Origin of the sequence: Fodinibius halophilus, assembly GCF_011059105.1 — a bacterium.
Taxonomy (GTDB): Bacteria; Bacteroidota; Rhodothermia; order Balneolales; family Balneolaceae; genus Fodinibius; species Fodinibius halophilus.
On record NZ_JAALLS010000028.1, the window covers coordinates 1 to 17,803 of the forward strand.

At 40.2% G+C, this 17,803-nt stretch carries 17 protein-coding genes; 10 read left to right on the forward strand and 7 right to left on the reverse strand.

The features are described 5' to 3' along the window. Positions 1-599 precede the first annotated feature (599 nt). The 8 genes from G3569_RS16360 to G3569_RS16395 all read left to right on the forward strand — a co-directional run bounded on the left by G3569_RS16360 (position 600) and on the right by G3569_RS16395 (position 7,916). Positions 600-1,694, forward strand: coding sequence for an NHL repeat-containing protein (locus G3569_RS16360; RefSeq protein ID WP_165271163.1), 1,095 nt, complete (start codon positions 600-602; stop codon positions 1,692-1,694). 204 nt (positions 1,695-1,898) lie between these two features. Continuing rightward, positions 1,899-2,291, forward strand: coding sequence for a hypothetical protein (locus G3569_RS16365; RefSeq protein ID WP_165271164.1), 393 nt, complete (start codon positions 1,899-1,901; stop codon positions 2,289-2,291). Positions 2,292-2,462: 171 nt separating this feature from the next. Next, on the forward strand, positions 2,463-3,491 hold the full coding sequence (lgt, locus tag G3569_RS16370; protein ID WP_205720256.1) for a prolipoprotein diacylglyceryl transferase: 1,029 nt from the start codon (positions 2,463-2,465) through the stop codon (positions 3,489-3,491). Between the two features lie 315 nt (positions 3,492-3,806). Beyond that, entirely contained in the window at positions 3,807-4,211 is a 405-nt protein-coding gene (locus tag G3569_RS16375) for a VOC family protein (protein WP_165271165.1), read from the forward strand. Between the two features lie 93 nt (positions 4,212-4,304). Next, positions 4,305-5,030, forward strand: a complete 726-nt coding sequence (locus G3569_RS16380) for a trypsin-like serine peptidase (RefSeq protein WP_165271166.1) — start codon at positions 4,305-4,307, stop codon at positions 5,028-5,030. Between the two features lie 748 nt (positions 5,031-5,778). After that, on the forward strand, positions 5,779-6,168 hold the full coding sequence (locus G3569_RS16385) for a hypothetical protein (RefSeq protein WP_165271167.1): 390 nt from the start codon (positions 5,779-5,781) through the stop codon (positions 6,166-6,168). A gap of 542 nt (positions 6,169-6,710) precedes the next feature. Then, the gene (locus G3569_RS16390; protein WP_165271168.1) at positions 6,711-7,139 is read left to right on the forward strand and encodes a DUF1801 domain-containing protein; all 429 of its coding nucleotides are present in this window, start codon (positions 6,711-6,713) and stop codon (positions 7,137-7,139) included. 159 nt (positions 7,140-7,298) lie between these two features. Continuing rightward, positions 7,299-7,916 carry a hypothetical protein gene (locus G3569_RS16395; RefSeq protein ID WP_165271169.1) on the forward strand — a complete coding sequence of 206 codons (618 nt, stop codon included), beginning with the start codon at positions 7,299-7,301 and terminating at the stop codon, positions 7,914-7,916. Positions 7,917-8,207: 291 nt separating this feature from the next. Here the strand turns inward: G3569_RS16395 and katG are convergent, their stop codons facing one another. Further along, positions 8,208-10,436: a catalase/peroxidase HPI gene (katG, locus tag G3569_RS16400; RefSeq protein ID WP_165271170.1), complete on the reverse strand. Its 2,229-nt coding sequence runs from the start codon at positions 10,434-10,436 to the stop codon at positions 8,208-8,210. A 233-nt stretch (positions 10,437-10,669) separates the two neighbouring features. Here katG and G3569_RS16405 point away from each other — a divergent pair, with 233 nt between their 5' ends. Beyond that, positions 10,670-11,170 carry a YybH family protein gene (locus G3569_RS16405; RefSeq protein WP_165271171.1) on the forward strand — a complete coding sequence of 167 codons (501 nt, stop codon included), beginning with the start codon at positions 10,670-10,672 and terminating at the stop codon, positions 11,168-11,170. Between the two features lie 86 nt (positions 11,171-11,256). Here the strand turns inward: G3569_RS16405 and G3569_RS16410 are convergent, their stop codons facing one another. The 6 genes from G3569_RS16410 to G3569_RS16435 form a co-directional block, all read right to left on the reverse strand. After that, the gene (locus G3569_RS16410) at positions 11,257-12,303 is read right to left on the reverse strand and encodes a porin (RefSeq protein WP_165271172.1); all 1,047 of its coding nucleotides are present in this window, start codon (positions 12,301-12,303) and stop codon (positions 11,257-11,259) included. Positions 12,304-12,427: 124 nt separating this feature from the next. Continuing rightward, on the reverse strand, positions 12,428-13,111 hold the full coding sequence (gene phoU / locus G3569_RS16415) for a phosphate signaling complex protein PhoU (RefSeq protein WP_165271173.1): 684 nt from the start codon (positions 13,109-13,111) through the stop codon (positions 12,428-12,430). 34 nt (positions 13,112-13,145) lie between these two features. Continuing rightward, entirely contained in the window at positions 13,146-13,916 is a 771-nt protein-coding gene (pstB, locus tag G3569_RS16420) for a phosphate ABC transporter ATP-binding protein PstB (protein WP_240894755.1), read from the reverse strand. A 90-nt stretch (positions 13,917-14,006) separates the two neighbouring features. Continuing rightward, positions 14,007-14,864: a phosphate ABC transporter permease PstA gene (pstA, locus tag G3569_RS16425; protein WP_165271175.1), complete on the reverse strand. Its 858-nt coding sequence runs from the start codon at positions 14,862-14,864 to the stop codon at positions 14,007-14,009. Next, entirely contained in the window at positions 14,857-15,732 is an 876-nt protein-coding gene (pstC, locus tag G3569_RS16430; protein WP_165271176.1) for a phosphate ABC transporter permease subunit PstC, read from the reverse strand. Before pstC ends, pstA begins: the two co-directional genes overlap by 8 nt. Before the next feature lie 64 nt (positions 15,733-15,796). Further along, positions 15,797-16,750 (reverse strand): PstS family phosphate ABC transporter substrate-binding protein, encoded by a 954-nt coding sequence (locus G3569_RS16435; protein WP_165271177.1) that lies wholly within the window; start codon positions 16,748-16,750, stop codon positions 15,797-15,799. 303 nt (positions 16,751-17,053) lie between these two features. Here G3569_RS16435 and G3569_RS16440 point away from each other — a divergent pair, with 303 nt between their 5' ends. Further along, on the forward strand, positions 17,054-17,797 hold the full coding sequence (locus G3569_RS16440; protein ID WP_165271178.1) for an NYN domain-containing protein: 744 nt from the start codon (positions 17,054-17,056) through the stop codon (positions 17,795-17,797). Positions 17,798-17,803: the final 6 nt, after the last annotated feature.

A 17,803-nucleotide genomic window follows, 5' to 3' on the forward strand; every position in this document is an offset into this window, starting at 1 on the left:
TAACTGGGTGTCCACCAAAATGTAGCAAGTTCATGGATCTATTCGTGTTGTCAGTTATTTTATTAGTTATCTTATTTACGGATCTTATCCCTTTTGAAAAAGGCTTAACCTATTCATTGAGTCTATTATTTTTACTCTGGGGTATATCATGGTTTATTCAATTAGCACTATTGACACAGAATAAAACGAACTATTTTGTATTGGGTCAGTGGATAGTCTGGTTCTTTTGTTCGGGGTTGCTATACTTTGGAGCTAAACTGATGTAAAATTACCTAACCCGCGCATTTATTAGACTACCCTACCGAGTTGAGATGTGCAAAACCATCTCTCATATTTAACAATACCAGCACGGCGGGAGACAGGCTAGCCCTCCCGTAAGGCCTCGAGCCTAACCCTTGAATTTGCCCTCCCGCCGGTGGTATTACCAACACCTAAATAGCATTCAAGCGGACGTGCCTCACCTTTCATCCCTGCTAATTTGGAGGTGGATAAGTTAAGGGTAATTTGATTGGGAAAAGTACTTTCCAATATATCCATGCAATAACAACGGCTATAACCAAGACAGAAATAAAATAGAGGTAGTTGAGGCCTTACTATAAATGAGATTAATCTATACAAGTTTTAATCTAATACTATTTATCATTTTATTTAGCGGCTGTAATTCCAAGTCAGAAAATGCTACCCCCACTGACCAGTTTGACACAAAAATACAATTAACGTTAATTAATGAGTGGAAAATTAATTCCCCTGCCGTAGTTCCTGATCCGCGATCCGCAGGAGTAATACTCAAGGATACAAGCCTTGTTCTTGCTGATTACTCCTTAAATACAATCAATCGTTTTGATAAACAGGGTTCGTTACTCCAAACACTTGGAGGCACGGGCCGAGGACCTGCTGAATTCACTAATATTACAGATGCTGCAATCAATTCCAATGGTAAAGTAGCTGTAGCTGACCTTAACAACGCCAGATTTACGATCCTAAATATTTTTGGGGATTCGCTGGATATAGAATCATTAGATCCGGGTTGGCATACCAGGTTACATTGGGTGGCAAATCAATTGGTAATTACTAACAATCCGTTCAAAGAGGGAGCCAGCAATCCCAGTGATATTTTTATGCGTTTATATGATCCGGAATCAGGGGAAAAGGAAGCATTTTTTCAAATGGAACTGGAATGGGGTGATTCTGTGCCCGATGATCAGAAATCCTGTACCTTTTGTGGGCTTCATTTTATGAAAGATTTGGTTTTCTTCACCTCTCCCCAAGATACCAGCTATAGAATATATAAGATAAATCCCCAAACAAATGAGACCCTTCTTTTTACACGTTCTGGCATTCCAGCAGTTACATACACTGATAAGGAGATAAAAGAACTGAAAAATGAAAAACAAAGAATGCACCAAATTACCGGATTGAACTCAAAAGATAAGATACCAACTCACAAACCTCGTTTTATTGACTTTTTCCCGGATCAAAAAGGGCGACTCTGGGCTTTGCTTACTCCATCTGAAGCAGAAGCACCTGTTTTCGATATCTTCTCCCAAGATGCAACCTATATTGGAAGTTTGCGAGCTCCTCAAGGTACTTTATCAGCCCGTTATATTCCAAATCATTACATACTATTTATTTATAAAACGGAAGACCCAGACATATGGAAAGGTGGGTTATATAAATTTTTAGATCAAAGGTGATAGTTATAAAGTCTATTGTGTTAAGAAATAGATAAAAAGCAGTATATAGCGCTGTTTTACACGCCCCCTTACAGCAAGGTCATTATCCCTTATTACTTTTCGTTAATGCTTAATGATCTTTGGAACTGATATTGCCATGAATTTTACATAATTGTAATCATTTTTTATGATTAATAATTGTCTTCCATACTTAAAATTAAGGATATGTTTTATTTCAAGAGTACTAAAAAGCCCGCACCAATTGCACTTTCTTTAGGAATTCTTGGCGGTACTGTTCTTATTATAACAACTTTACTCACCTCAAAAGGATTTGCCATCTTTATTCCATATACTGCTCTTATAATAGCAACATTTGCTGTATTACGAGCGGTACATTGGTCCTCGTTCTCTAAGCGATTCACCACATCATTTCTTACTTTTATGGTTGCGACTATTATACTGTACCTATTTATCGGCATTTTCGATGCAGGCACCATTTTAGAGATTCCAGTTTTGGGTCACATATGGAGATTTGGACTTTTGGCTGTGATTGGTGGCGCTCTTAGTTTTGCTGTTGCCTATCTTGCAGATGTTGGTAGAAGCCAAATAACTGAGTAATTAGTTAGTATAACCAGCGCACTAGCACCATTGCCTCCCTCCTGCTTTCTGCTCGTTTTGTTTTCTGGGCTTCAAATAGTAAACTGCAATCGAATTTACATTCACACGGGTATCAGTTATGCCCAAGGTTGTTAAAGAGCTTTTTAAGTCCCCCATTCAAAATATTATTCAATGCTATCACGTAATGCTATGGTATGGGATACCAGTCCTGAAATTGTAAATTTGGGTACCTTTCATCTGCCCTTTCCTGTTGCTATATGGGGAATTATCGTTGCTATTATTGCAATTTTTTATAGCTATCCTAAGATCATCCCGGAAGAAAAATCACAACAACAATCGTCCACCTGGAAATTTTGGGGACTGATAATTAGTGCATTCATTGGTGGGCAGCTAATCTTTTTAATATTCCCTTCTCCTGAGATTCAACAAATAGGGCCCATTCGGTTCCGTTGGTATGGACTGCTTTTTGCCAGTAGCTTTGTTATTGGATCATTTATTATGCATCACATGTATAATAAAGCTGGTTTTACCCAGGAAGACCTTGACCGGCTGCTAATGTTTATAATAGTTGGCACTGTTATCGGGGCACGGTTGGGGCATGTTTTATTTTATGATTTTCAGCTTTATCTGCAAAATCCATTAGAAATCATCAAAATTTGGAATGGCGGATTAGCTAGCCATGGAGCAGCTATTGGTATTTTATTAGCCATCTATTTTTACGTAAAAAAGTATGAAAAAATGAGTTTCTTTTGGCTAGCTGACCGCGTTGTTGTACCGGTATCTATCGGTGGAGCCCTCATCCGGTTGGGTAATTTCATGAATTCTGAAATCGTGGGCCAACCTACCGATTTGTCTTGGGGAATTGTTTTTGCCCGCCGGCCCGATTTAAGTATGGTGCCACGTCATCCAAGTATGCTTTATGAGGCACTGCTTTGTCTATTTATATTTGCCATCATTTGGTACATCTATAAGCACTACGAAAATAGGCCACCTGAAGGCGCAATGTTTAGCATGTTTTTAGTAACATTATTTGGCGGTCGTTTCTTTCTTGAATATTTGAAACATCAGCAAGCAGCCTTCGCTACCGGTGCATTAAACATGGGGCAATGGCTAAGCATTCCACTGGTTGCTTTTGGTCTCTGGCTGCTTTTTAGAAAAGTAAAATGGTCAACTCAAATTGATAATAAGAATTTGAAATAATCTGTGATTTAATCACAATATATTTAGTGCTCTACAAATAGTGTATTAGTCGTATAATCCCTTCTCATAGGCTTAAAACTAATTTTGGACAAACAAATCTGTACCCGTTTCATTTTGGGCCATTTTCACACCAATCCGAACTCCAATTAGGTACAGTCTATACAGCCTCACTTATTGACATAGACCTTCTAGCAAGTGAGCATGAAGGACTGCAAGACTAAGACCGCCCCAATTATGTGGACTTCTGGGTGGCATTTGCTTTGAGATTTTGTAGCTTGCTCTTACATACCGATAAATAATAATTGGTTGAAAAATATGATTAGAAATGAGCCTGTTATTGCTGTACAGGATGTAGACGCCAGTGCCACGTGGTATCAGACGCTGTTTGATTGTAATCGATCTCATGGTCATGGTGGGGATAAGTTCGAAATTCTTACTGATGATGAGGGATCTGTTCTTTTGTGCCTTCATGAATGGGAAGTAGATCAACATCCAACAATGATGGATACAACTATAACGCCAGGAAATGGACTTATTCTATATTTTCGAACCGATCGCTTAGAGCAAATACGGAACCAAGCAGAGAAGCTGGACACGGAAATTGAAAGAGATATCGAGCGGAGTCCTAATTCCGGTGAAGAAGAATTTTCAATACGAGATCTGGATTGCTACTATCTCACAATTTCTTCTTACCATGACTATGGACATGGTTATAAATAATAACCGCCTCTAAAGCTTGCTTATCAAATAAACAATTATTTGCACCCAAGTATGCCTAAGCTTGTTATAGAACTGTCATAAATCTTTATAGATATGTTCATAAAAATTCTTCGTCCATTATCAGTTATTTGGGTTTCTTTGTTCCTATCTTCCTGTGCCTCTATACCTATTACTTTAGATAAGCCTCAAAAGATGTTTCCGGCAGATCTTCCTTCAAACGTCTGTTATTTAAAAACGGTACGAGCGGTTAGGATAATTGGTTTTCGTACTGGGTATAATTCAACCGGTACATTGATTGAAGGCCAATACCTCGTCACCGCTGCACATAATTTATATGACTCTTGGCGTACCAGGCTCTTGGGGGTTCAAGTAACTTGCAAGGCTGATGATGGAAGTATTGTTACTTCGATTGTTTCCAAAGAAGGTATTAGTAAGACTCGCAAAGTCAGCCATTACAATAAAGAGTACGCAACTGATTACGCTTTTTTGAAATTGAATAAGCCTATTCCGGTTACCGAAATACTAACGCTGACCAGAGATACCAATATTGAAAATGTGCAAGAAATTGAAGTCGCAGGTTACCCCAGTATCAAACTGGAACATCTCACTGGCAAAGTTAAACACCCAATCCCCAATGATTCTACATTTTATTACGAGGTAGATACTAAAAAAGGAATGAGTGGTGGACCTGTTTGGCCAACATCGCAAAGTACGGGTACCGTCCCTCTATTGGGTATACATGTCACAGAAGGTAGGGCTCGGATTGTTAACAGTGACCTGATTGATGATTTTGAAAACTGGAAAGATAGCTTAAAATAGCGTTCTGATATATACTTTAACGCCTTCACCGAATTGGTGTGGGATTATTTGATGTTATCAGCTCTGTAAAGCTACCTCTTTATTGGAATGGCCTCACTATGGAGTGTATGTTCTTTTTTCAGTAAAAAAATCTCTCCATAGAACAAGACACGGAAAAAAGTGCCCGATTACACATAAAATTCGTTGTCTGAGAAAGCCCTGCAGGGCAAGTCGGCTGTAGGTTCTTTTTCTATTTATTCAAAACCCGTGTCATTAGGTGTGCAAAAAGCACCCCTCAGGAATCACACAGTTTCTTCGGGGAGATTGCCGCGTCGTACCAATAACCCACGGTACTCCTCCCCGTAAAACGGGGCACCGCGCAATGACAGACGTTGGTTTAAAAATTATAAGCGGTGTCACTGAGAGAGATTCCGGCGATTTTGTAAGCCCGCAATAGTCACTCTTTCTCAGCTCGCGAAGTACACCAAAGCCCAAATAATACAACCACTTGTCATCCTGAACTTAGTTCAGGATCTCCTCAAAAAAGGTTCGGCAAGTAAACCCCAAGTAATTACCTGCACTCAAAGGGCTATTGAGTCAAAGAAGTAGTGTCTACGTAGACACTACTTCAGAAGGCGTGTCTGGGCATCCATATATTTACCTCTGCCCTGCTAACATGCTTTTTCAGCGTTTTATATTCCATTAATCTTTTGAACACGACAATAGTTATCTTGATATTAGAATGTGTACACAATAAAAAGTGGTACCCGTGAAAAGGTTAGTCATACTTCTGATCATATCAGTTTTACTCAATTGCGAAAATACCAAGTCTCCCGTTCAGCCCAAGATTGGAGAAGAATTTACAATTGAATATGGGCAAGAAATCACTATCCCTGAAGAAGGTATCACCCTTCGGTTTAATGATGTTTTGACAGACTCAAGGTGTCCCCAAGGGGTATCTTGTATTTGGTTGGGGAATGCAGAAATTGTTATTGAATTGAATGACACTAAGGCAAACCTTAATACTCTACTAGAGCCCAACCAAGTTCGTTTTTCTGAATATAAGGTCCAATTTCTCTCACTAAAACCCTATCCTAAACACGATGTAGAGCTTGAGAATAAAGATTATTTTGCTAAACTTTTGATCTCAAAAAATTGATTCCAATATCTAACTCTACAAATAAAAAAATATCATCATTCAAGAATGGTTGCGATGAAGAAATCATTTTTTGACGCTCTAATGATAATAATAATGGGTGCCCTATTGTCAATTGTGGTTTATTTCAATCTTGATGAGCTTTTTTTAAAGTTTGCTATGATACCATTACTCATATTTTATTTTGTTGGCCAATATTCCCAGAGAGAATTTGGAAGAGTGGGTAAAGACACGACCTAAAAAGTTATACCCTTGGTAACCATTATATTAGCAAGCGCTCGATTTCTATGGTATGAATGATCTGCTGATTATTTTAACAGCTTGGCTTGGTGGACGGTGCCCCACCAAAGCCTGTAAGATAGCCATCAAACTTCCGGATAGCATTACTGCATATTGGGGCAACCAGTCTAGGTAGCCTATGATTCTACTTTTTTAGTCCCATTTTTTTAATTACCTATTAGATAATGAGTTAATCAACTGACATACCCTTGTCATAAGGACATTATATCTTGACGGTGAATAGAAATGCTATAAATCACATAGAAATGGAAAACCTAATAATAGAAACTACTCCTGACGTAGAATCGGCTTTCAATAAATACCCTGCCTCGGCACGAAAAAAGATGGTTGCACTCCGAAGCTTGATCATAGAAACAGCTAATGAAACGGAACAAGTACCAACATTAGAAGAAACGCTAAAATGGGGCGAACCAAGCTATATTGCCAAACATGGAAGTACTGTGCGAATTGATTGGAAAAAAAAGACCCCCGACCAATATGCAATCTATTTTACCTGTTCAACCGAATTAGTTCCAACATTTAAGCGACTGTATTCCGATGTATTTGAATTTGAAGGAGATCGTGCTATTATCTTTCACATGGATGAAGAAATTCCAAAAGTTGTGTTAAAAAAATGTATTGCGGCGGCATTAATGTATCATAAAGTAAAACAGTTGCCTACGCTTGGTTTGTAGTAAATTGCCTGTAAGTAGATGATCATTTAAAGGATTTCAATAATCGATGAGAACCATTTTGTTTTTAGCTTCCAAGTTGTATGCTTTTTGTAAGGTTTGATATTCATTGTTCAATGCCTCGTATATACACAAAATCCATCAAGATTAACCAAGATTAAAATGAAGTTCAAAACGATACTCACCCTTAGTCTCTTTTTCATATTCTATGGCATTACCCAAGCACAAACCTCCCAGGAATCATCAAATACCGGTGAATTCGGAATCAGCATTGCTCCTTTTGGTTCCAGCGGTGTTACCCACTTCGGAAAAACTTTAGGTACTCCGGGTTACGATGGAGATACATTTTTTTCAGTGGGGATTATCTATATTCATCCATGGAAAAATTGGTTAGATATTGAGACAGCAGTTGGGTATACAAAACATCAAATGAAGGTAACCCCGCATTTCAATCCCGGTAGTAGCACTGAGCCTTATTTTACCGATGTTTCGCTGATAGATATCCCGATTTCATTAAGAGCTAACTTTCTTCAAATTTTCTATGCCAACAGTGGCGTGTTATTTGATATTGACATTAGTCAAGCGAACGCCGTAGACAACCAATCAGGAATAGGTTGGATGGCCGGTCTTGGAGCTAATTATGAATTTGATTCCGGGACATCAATATTTGTAAATCCATATGTTAAGTTACATTCCATCTTTCCTTTTTCAGCAAAAAGATCAACGCATCAACGAGTACTTGAGGCAGCAATACGTTTTGGTGTCACCTATAAATTTTAAGCATTAAGAACGTTCTGATCTTTTTTTATAACGATCGCATTTAACGATACTTCTAAAACAAGCTTCAATACCGAATAACATTCAAAGATACTCTGATTATTTTATATCAATAATAAGACTCTTGTTTTTTGAGGATGCTCTAAACTTTTGAATATAAGCTCGTTAGCATTTTGGGTATTAGAACTAAAAAAGGGACAGCCTGTTTCCAAGCTGTCCCCATTCCATTATTGAGATAGAATACGTTTGTTACCAAGATCGGTTATTATCCTGATAACAATATTGACTACTACTTTAATCCAGATCAAACCGATCCAGGTTCATCACTTTATCCCATGCTGCTACAAAGTCCTCAACGAACTTCTCTTCGGCATCATCCGTAGCATACACTTCGGCAAGCGCACGCAGTTCAGAATTTGAACCAAAGATCAGATCAGCACGGGTGCCAGTCCACTGAAGTTCACCGGTGTTACGATCGCGGCCCTCAAACACTTCCTGGTCATCCGATTTCGCCTCCCACGTGGTACTCATATCAAGGAGGTTGGCAAAGAAGTCGTTCGTTAAGGTTTCCGGATTGTCGGTAAACACCCCGTGGTCGGAATCATCATAGTTGGTATCCAGCACACGCATACCGCCCAGCAGTACCGTCATTTCAGGTGCTGTTAGTGACATAAGCTGTGCTTTATCTACCAAGAGTTCTTCTGCTGTAGCATTCCGGTTGGTGTCGTAATAGTTGCGGAAGCCGTCAGCGTCAGGCTTGAGCCATTCAAATGATTCTTCATCGGTCTGTTCGGCAGTTGCATCTGCACGACCCGGCTCAAATGGCACTTCAACATCATGACCGGCCTCTTGTGCTGCCTGCTCAACAGCTGCACAACCGCCGAGTACAATAAGATCAGCCAGTGAAACTTTCTTATCCCCTGACTGGGAATTATTGAACTCTTCCTGTATATCTTCCAGCGTTGAAAGCACCTGAGCCAATTGTTCTGGGTTGTTTACCTCCCAATCTTTCTGGGGAGCAAGGCGAACACGAGCCCCATTGGCACCACCTCGTTTGTCCGAATCTCTATATGTAGCGGCAGAAGCCCATGCTGCTGATACCAGTTCTGATACTGAATGTTCGGAATCCAAGATCTCTTCCTTCAGTTCAGCAATATCTTCTTCGTTAATAAGCTCATGATCAACTTCGGGAATGGGATCTTGCCAGATCAGATCTTCTTCGGGGACTTCCGGTCCGAGATATCGTTCTTTTGGTCCCATATCGCGGTGGATAAGCTTAAACCAAGCGCGAGCAAAAGCATCAGCAAATTCATCCGGATTCTCATAGAACCGTTTCGAGATCTTTCTGTACTCAGGATCTGCCTTTAGTGCCAGATCTGTTGTGAGCATCATAGGATCATTCTTCTTGCTCGAATCATGGGCATCGGGCACGGTATTTTGTGCTTCTTCATCTTTGGGTTCCCATTGCCAGGCACCGGCCGGACTTTTCGTTAGCTCCCATTCATATTCAAACAGGTTTTCAAAAAAGCCCATATCCCATTCAATAGGGTTGCTGGTCCAGGCACCTTCTAGCCCACTCGATATGGTATCACCGGCTTTTCCACTGCCGTAATCGCTTTGCCAGCCCAATCCCTGCTGTTCTATAGAAGCCGCTTCGGGATCTGCCCCTTTATGATCTTCGGAAGCAGCACCATGAACTTTACCGAAAGTATGTCCCCCGGCAATAAGTGCTACGGTTTCCTCATCATCCATTGCCATACGCGCAAACGATTGGCGTATAAATTCTGCTGCTTTTTCTGGGTCCGGTTCGGCATTGGGCCCTTCAGGATTTACATAAATGAGCCCCATGTGGTCTGCGGCTAATCGTCCTTCCAGATTTCCGTCTTCATCGTGGCGTTCATCTGCCAGCATCTCATTTTCAGGTCCCCAGTTAACATCTTTTTCGGGTTCCCAGATATCTTCGCGTCCACCGCCAAAGCCGAAGGTTTCAAAACCCATCGATTCCAATGCGCAATTTCCGGCTAAAATCATCAGATCGGCCCAGGAAATTTTCTTGCCATACTTCTTCTTCACCGGCCATAACAGACGGCGTGCCTTGTCAAGGTTAACATTATCGGGCCAGCTGTTGAGCGGAGCAAACCGCTGATTACCGGTACTTCCACCGCCTCGTCCATCTGCTACGCGATAGGTTCCGGCACTGTGCCAGGCCATGCGGATAAAAAGCCCACCATAATGCCCCCAATCTGCCGGCCACCAATCCTGAGAGTCGGTCATCAGATCATAAAGGTCCTGCTTTGCTTCCTTTAGATCCAGCTTTTCAAATTCTTCTGCATAGTCAAAATCTTCATCCATTGGGTCCGATAATGAGGAATGCTGACGAAGGATGTCCAAATTCAATTTGTTTGGCCACCAATCTCGGTTTTGAGTCCCCCCTCCGGCTGTTTCTCTGTGCGATCCATTGTGAAATGGGCACTTACTGATATCTTCCGTGTTACTGTTTTCAGAGCTTTTGCTGTTTCCCATGATACCACAGTTTTATTGTTACAGATTATTTTGAATAAACATAGTAAATCATAAACTGAATTGTTGATAGTTATTTATTATTACCCTGATTCCATTTAGTTATATAAGCAACCTATCAACCTTGCCATAAAAGAATTAGTTATATTGACTATTATTCTTAATATCATAATGAGAGATTGCTGCCAGTATTTTTCTAAAAAACTAGATACTTATAATCTGAAATTCATCATGATATGAGCATATTAAAATCATACTGTAATTTTGTTCTGCTTTCGCTCCTTTTTCTTTTTATAGGGATATCCCCGGCATTTGGTCAAAAAGCTCCAAAGTCTGTTGATAAGGTGTATGAACAATTCAGCAAAGCCTACGAGCAGTTAAACCTGTCTATGGTCGCGGCCCTCTATCATAAAGAAGCCTACTACTTGACTCCCAACCCCGAAGATAGCATCAGGAAAGGTATTGGGAATATTATTGATAGTTTTAGAGGGACCTTCGAAAGTGCCCAAAAACGAGGCTCATCTTTGAAGATCTCGTTTGATATTGTAGAAAGAGAAACGTCAGGTAATATGGCCTACGATGTGGGATATTATAAATTTGAGGCCTTCCCCAACGAGGGTAAACCGTTTAAATCTGCAGGAAAGTTTGTTACAATTTTACGAAAAAAATCGGATGGGAGATGGCAATTTGTAGTTGATGCTTTTAGTGATGCCCCTGTCACCGCTTTTAAGCAATAGCTCTTTATAGCCATCAGTACAAAACGCTGCCCATAAAAAAGCCCTGCTCACTGTTATGTCAGCAGGGCATCAATAAAACAGTTCTTTTAGAACTTATAATACAGGGTCAGCCGGGGAATAAGGTCGGGATCGAGCTCTGGCCCAACAATAGGATCGGAATATACAATAGCTTCGAGGTTGGGCATTAACCGGATATTATCATCTAGTTTGAAGTCTACGCCCCCCACAATGAATATAGATTCTGCTGTTTCAGCAAACGGAATATATGAATTACTGCTTCCACCGGCATAAGGGTCAAACATATGGTCAGCACGCAGAAATCCATTTACATTATCACTAAAAGCCATATTGGTAAATGCAGAAACTAATTCTACCTCTGTTGAAGCCCCACCAATAAAGGAACCATTACGATGTTGATTGGCATACAAGGCACCAAAATTGAAATCATCAGACCGGTAACCAGCAAAAAACTGAAGGGTCTGGCTATCTGTTTTACTAGGATTGTCAGCTGTATCATTCCAATCACCGTAAACCTCTACTACAAAATGTTCGGTAATTTCATACCCCAGCGATAACATTAACTTTTTACCTTTATCGAGTTCGGTCTTATTGCTATTGCCGTTCCCTACAAAAAAGTGGTAATTCAATTTCCCCCCTTCGTCAATTGATCCTTTAAAAGAGAGCCCCATATCTCGAGAACTTCCGAAATCATGAAGATCGAGCGGCGATTTTTCTACGGATCGATACCCCCATATATCTTCTACAAGTCCCCATGTTGGGGTGGATGAGATACCGGCCAAGATCTGATGCTGCCCATTATTCCACTTCAAGTAAGCATCTTTTACACTGGGAACCATCTTTGAGCTGCTTTGGAAATCCCCGGGATTACTGGTAGAGAATCGTAGCCGACTGGAAAAAGAATCACTGAATTTCCGCTCATAGGTTAAATAAATACGACGGAACCAAAACCCATTTTGGTTTACGATATCGTTGTTATTGTTTTGAGCTATCCAGTAGTAATCACTGAAAACTTTTCCTTTCAGTTTCCCTTTTTCACCTACTGCCACCTGTGCTTGTGATGAAAATGTTAATGTATATAGTAACCCTACACATGCTAGGATGATGCGTTTCATAAATAATTTATTTTTTTTGTACTGATCTTTTTGTGTGCTGTAAAAAAAATATACAGGTACTTATAAGGTGCTGATCTTTTTACCCTTTACCTGCAGTTACCAATAAAAAACGTGGTGCGAGTCTTTAGTTCCCGTTATTATTTGAGTTACGCTTCTTATGTTTAAGAACTTTGGCCTCCATATAAAAGATGAGTTCCTCTGCAATATTTTTGGTCAAGTCGCCTACCCGTTCGAGTTTACGGATTATGGAAAACAAATAAAGATAGTTTTGCGTCTGTTCTACATCTTCTTTGATTAATTTGGCCGTCACTTTGGAGGTCTCGCGATTGATCTTATTCAAGGTCTTGTCGAGTTTAAATACCTTGCGGGCAAGCTCTGTATCCTCAGTAATAAAAGCGTTAAAGACATTACTCATCATCTTAATAGACGTATCGTACATCTCCTTAAGACGCATAGACTCAAAGGTCTTATCGTCAATTTGACGACCAAAATCTACGATATACTTAGCAATACTGTTGGCATGGTCGCCTACCCTTTCCAGGTCTGAGTTTATTTTAAAAGCAGCCATTACGAACCGTAAATCTACCGCAACGGGATTATGCAACGCCAATAACTCCTCACAATCTCTGTCGATCGTAAGTTCGAGACTGTCTACTCGTTTTTCGTTGGCCATTATCTCGTGGGCCAGCTCTTCATCAAAGTTATCAAGTGCTCTCTGCCCTTTCTCAAGCTGATTCTTAACCAAGAACATCAGCTCCAATACGTTGTCTTTTAATAGCTTTATTTCTGTATCAATGTGCTGTGACATGTGATAAGTCCTTTTTATTTTTTTGGGCTATTGATTATCCAAATCGACCGGTAATATAGTTTTGGGTGCGATCTTTTTCAGGATTTGTAAATATTTTTTGTGTATCTCCATACTCAATAAGCGATCCCATATACAAAAATGCAGTATTATCGCTGACTCGACCGGCCTGCTGCATATTGTGGGTCACTATAACGATAGTATAATCCTTTTTTAACTCGTGAACCAGATCTTCAATCTTACCGGACGAAATAGGATCAAGTGCAGAAGTAGGCTCATCCATCAGTAACACTGAAGGTTTTACGGCAAGAGCACGAGCAATACAAAGCCGCTGCTGCTGCCCGCCTGACAGAGAGAGCGCCGACTTGTCAAGGTTGTCTTCAATTTCACTAAAAAGAGTAGCCTGCTTTAGCGAGGTTATTACACGCTCTTCAATAAAGTCTTCATCTTTAATTCCCTGGATGCGTAATCCATAAGCTACATTTTCATAGATAGATTTTGGGAATGGATTGGGTTTTTGGAAGACCATTCCAACGGTTTTTCGCAACTCTTCTACTTTTAGATCAGGATCATAGATATTTTTATCATCTAATAAAATATTTCCATTCATGCTAAAACCGTCGATATAATCATTCATACGGTTAAATAGTCGCAGGAAAGTAGATTTTCCGCATCCCGAAGGCCCGATAAAAGCAGTAATGGACTTTTCTAAAATACCCAAACTAATATTATTAATAGCCTTGAAGTCATCGTAGAACACATCGATGTTCTTAGCATGTAATTTATAGTTCTGGGACTTAGAATCCATTTTAGGCTCAGTTTTTTCTTGTGTTGCCTTTGGACTCTTAGTTTCCGATTCCATGATCTTTATTCGCTAAATTGAAAATATTTACTTGTATTACCAGTTCATTTTGTTCTGCCAGCGATTTCTAAGGTATACTGCAATACCATTCATCAAAAAGGTAATAAACAGTAGTACGATAATAGCAGCGGCTGCATTTATGACAAATTCATGCTGTGGACGCGAAACCCAATTAAATATCTGAATGGGCAACACTGTAAATTCATCCATTGGCCCCTGTGGTGCAAAAGGAACATAAGCAAGAGCTCCAACTACAATTAATGGAGCCGTTTCTCCTACCGCTCGTGAAAGGGCCAGGATTACACCGGTTAATATACCCCCAAAAGAGGCCGGTAATATCTGATGCCAGATTGTCTGCCATTTTGAAGCCCCCAGTGCATTGGAGGCATCACGAATAGAGCTGGGAACAGCGCTGATGGCTTCTCGCGTAGATACGATAATAATGGGCAATATCAACAGTGCTAGTGTCAAAGAACCGGCCAAGATACTGTTACCCATCTTCATTATTCGAACGAATGCTTCAAGACCGAGCAAACCGTATATTACTGATGGTACACCTGCCAGGTTTGCAATATTAATCTCTAGAAACTTAGCCAGCTTATTTTTCTTGCCATATTCTTCGAGGTATATCCCCGCTCCCACTCCCAAAGGAAAAGAAATAAGAGTCGTAAGTACCAGTACCCATAAGGTTCCGATCCAGGCGGTATAAATACCTGATTGCTCAGCAAATCTGGAGGGTAAGCTTACTAGAAATTCCCAGCTCAACCGTTCCATTCCCTGGTAGATAATAAAGCCGATAAAAACGGCCAATATCAGCACACAACCTACCGTAGTGCTAATACCCAGGATGCGAAAGGCCTTATCTTTAGTTCTGCTTGTATCCGTACTATTCATATTTCTGTTGATATCTGGTCTTAATCCAATAACTAATGTTATTGAGTATGAAGGTAAAGATGAACAGGGTGATACCTGCTGCAAAAATTGTTTGATAAGCTATTGATCCATGAGGCACATCCCCCATACTAACCTGTACAATATATGAGGTGATGGTTTGTATAGGCACCATCGGGTCAAAGGTAAACCGGGGTTGGCTACCTGCTGCAATAGCTACAATCATGGTCTCTCCTATTGCACGTGAAATTGCCAATATAGCTGAGACTATAATCCCGGAAGATGCTGCAGGTACCATCACCTTAAATGCAGTTTGGAATTTGGTAGATCCCATCCCAAAAGAAGCCTGACGCAAAGAATCAGGTACAGAACTTAAAGCATCTTCACTTAAGGATGAAACAAAAGGAATAATCATTATCCCCATTACGATACCGGGTGACAATGCGTTAAAACCCGAAAGTCCCGGAATAAATGATTGCAATATGGGAGTAACAATCATCAGGGCAAAAAAACCATAAACTACAGTAGGTACTACCGCTAATATTTCGAGTAAGGGTTTTAGAATTTTCCTTACCCTTCTGGGGGCATATTCATTCAAATAAACCGCAATAATGATACCTACCGGTAATGCTACTGTAATAGCAATAAGTGCCGTTAATGCCGTACCGCTTAACAGGGGTAAAATGCCATAACTTTTTTGGGTAAATAGTGGGGTCCATTGGGTAGAGGTGAAAAATTCTACAATGGATACTTTTCCAAAAAAACTAAAAGCCTCAATAGCTAAAATAAGAATGATGCCCAATGTTGTAAGCACCGTTACCAGCGCACAAGCCGCCAGTATCTTTTCAATAATTTTTTCTTTTATCCTCATATGTGTCAACTAGAGCTAAAAAATAAGACTGCCGTATATTAGACGGCAGTCTTACTATATAATTCTATTTTGCTGAAGCCGTGGAGTCTGGCTGAGAATGGAATGTTTTAAATTTCTGCTTCTGTGCCTTGTACGCAGAATCTGGCATAGGTACATATCCAATCTGCTTAGAAAACATGGGGGCCTTGTCCAAGTAGAAATTAACAAATTTCTGAACATTATCACGCTGTGCAGCCTCTTTTCGAACGTAAATGAAAAGCGGTCTGGATAATGGTGAATAGGTATTATTGGAAACGGTTTCTAGTGTAGGTTTTACCACTTTTCCGTTTTCGTTTTCTATGGGCACAAGCTTTAGCTTATTCATATTTTCTTCGTAGTAAGCGAGCCCAAAAAACCCAAGTGCAGAGTCGTCTGTACTCACCCCTTGCACAAGCACATTATCATCTTCACTGGCTGTAAAGTCGCCACGGCTGGCTCCGCTCTCCCCTACAATAGCTTCAGTGAAGTAGTCATAAGTTCCCGAAGCAACGCCGGGTCCAAAAAGGTGCAGTTCCTTGTCTGGCCATTCATCACGAATATCACTCCATTTGGTCACTTCGCCCTGTGCAGATGGTTCCCAAATTGTTTTTAGCTCTTCGACAGTAAGGTGGTCAACCCAATCGTTTTCAGGATTGACGACAACAGCAAGACCGTCAAATGCAACAGACAGTCGCAAATAATCAATACCATTTTCTTTGGCCGTTTTAACTTCACTGGGTTTTATTTCACGAGAAGCATTATTAATGTCGGTTTCTCCGCGCAAAAACTTTTGGAATCCACCACCGGTTCCGGAAACACCAACAGTTACCCGAACATTAGGAGCTTCTTTTCTAAACTCTTCGGCAGCTGCCTCAGTAATAGGGAAAACAGTACTGGAACCGTCAATTTTAATTTCATTATTACCTTCGGAACCACCTGAGCCACAAGAGGCGATAAACAGACCACTGAATAGAACGAGTGCAAAAAACTTTTTAACCATTTTTAAAAGTTAGTTTTAGAATTGAGTTATGATGTGTTTGGCATGCTAATATTGCTGAGATCAAAGGTATCTTAAATTGTGGAAACTAGTGTTAACTCAATATTAAGATTTCTGATATCAAAATTATCAATAAGTCCCTGTACACCATATACGCCTAAAAACCCTGCTTTTTTAAAAAAACACTGTGCATCATTTTAGTTAATTGCCCCCAAAGAAAGATACAAATATTGGACTTTGCTGCTAAAGTCGTACCTTGTTTTTAGGCAGTAAGAAAATAAATAACATTCGTTTTATTACAAACTCATGGATTCTCAAATTTCTGATAAGCTAGCCGTACTTATTGACGCCGATAATGCCCAACCTGCCATTGTTGAGGGCCTTCTTGCTGAAATTGCAAAATATGGTACTGCCAATGTAAAACGAATTTATGGAGATTGGACATCAACAAAATTGCGCGGATGGAAAGAGCATCTTCTGGATCATTCGATACAACCAATCCAACAGTTCGGCTATACTACCGGTAAAAATGCGACCGACAGTGCAATGATTATTGATGCCATGGATCTTCTTTACACCGAACGCTTTGATGGTTTTTGTATCGTCTCCAGTGATAGTGATTTCACAAAGCTGGCTGCCCGAATTAGAGAAGCTGGTTTAATGGTATATGGGTTTGGAGAAAAGAAAACGCCGGATCCTTTTGTCGCGGCCTGTGATAAATTCATCTACACCGAAGTATTACGCAGTGATGTAGAAGAAGAAACAGATCGTTCTTTTAAACAGATGTCTACCAATGAGTTAAAACAAGATACCAAACTTGTCAATCTCACTCGTAGTGCTATTGAGGCTTCATCAGACGAGAGCGGTTGGGCCCACTTGGGACAGGTAGGAAGCTATATTGCAAAGCAGTCTCCTGAATTTGATCCCCGTAATTATGGATATCAAAAATTGGGAGAGCTCGTTAAGGCGATTAAGCTGTTTGAAGTCGAAGAACGTTCTACCGGTCAAGGCCAATCAAAAGCGATATACATCAAAGATGGACGGAAGTAATCGTTT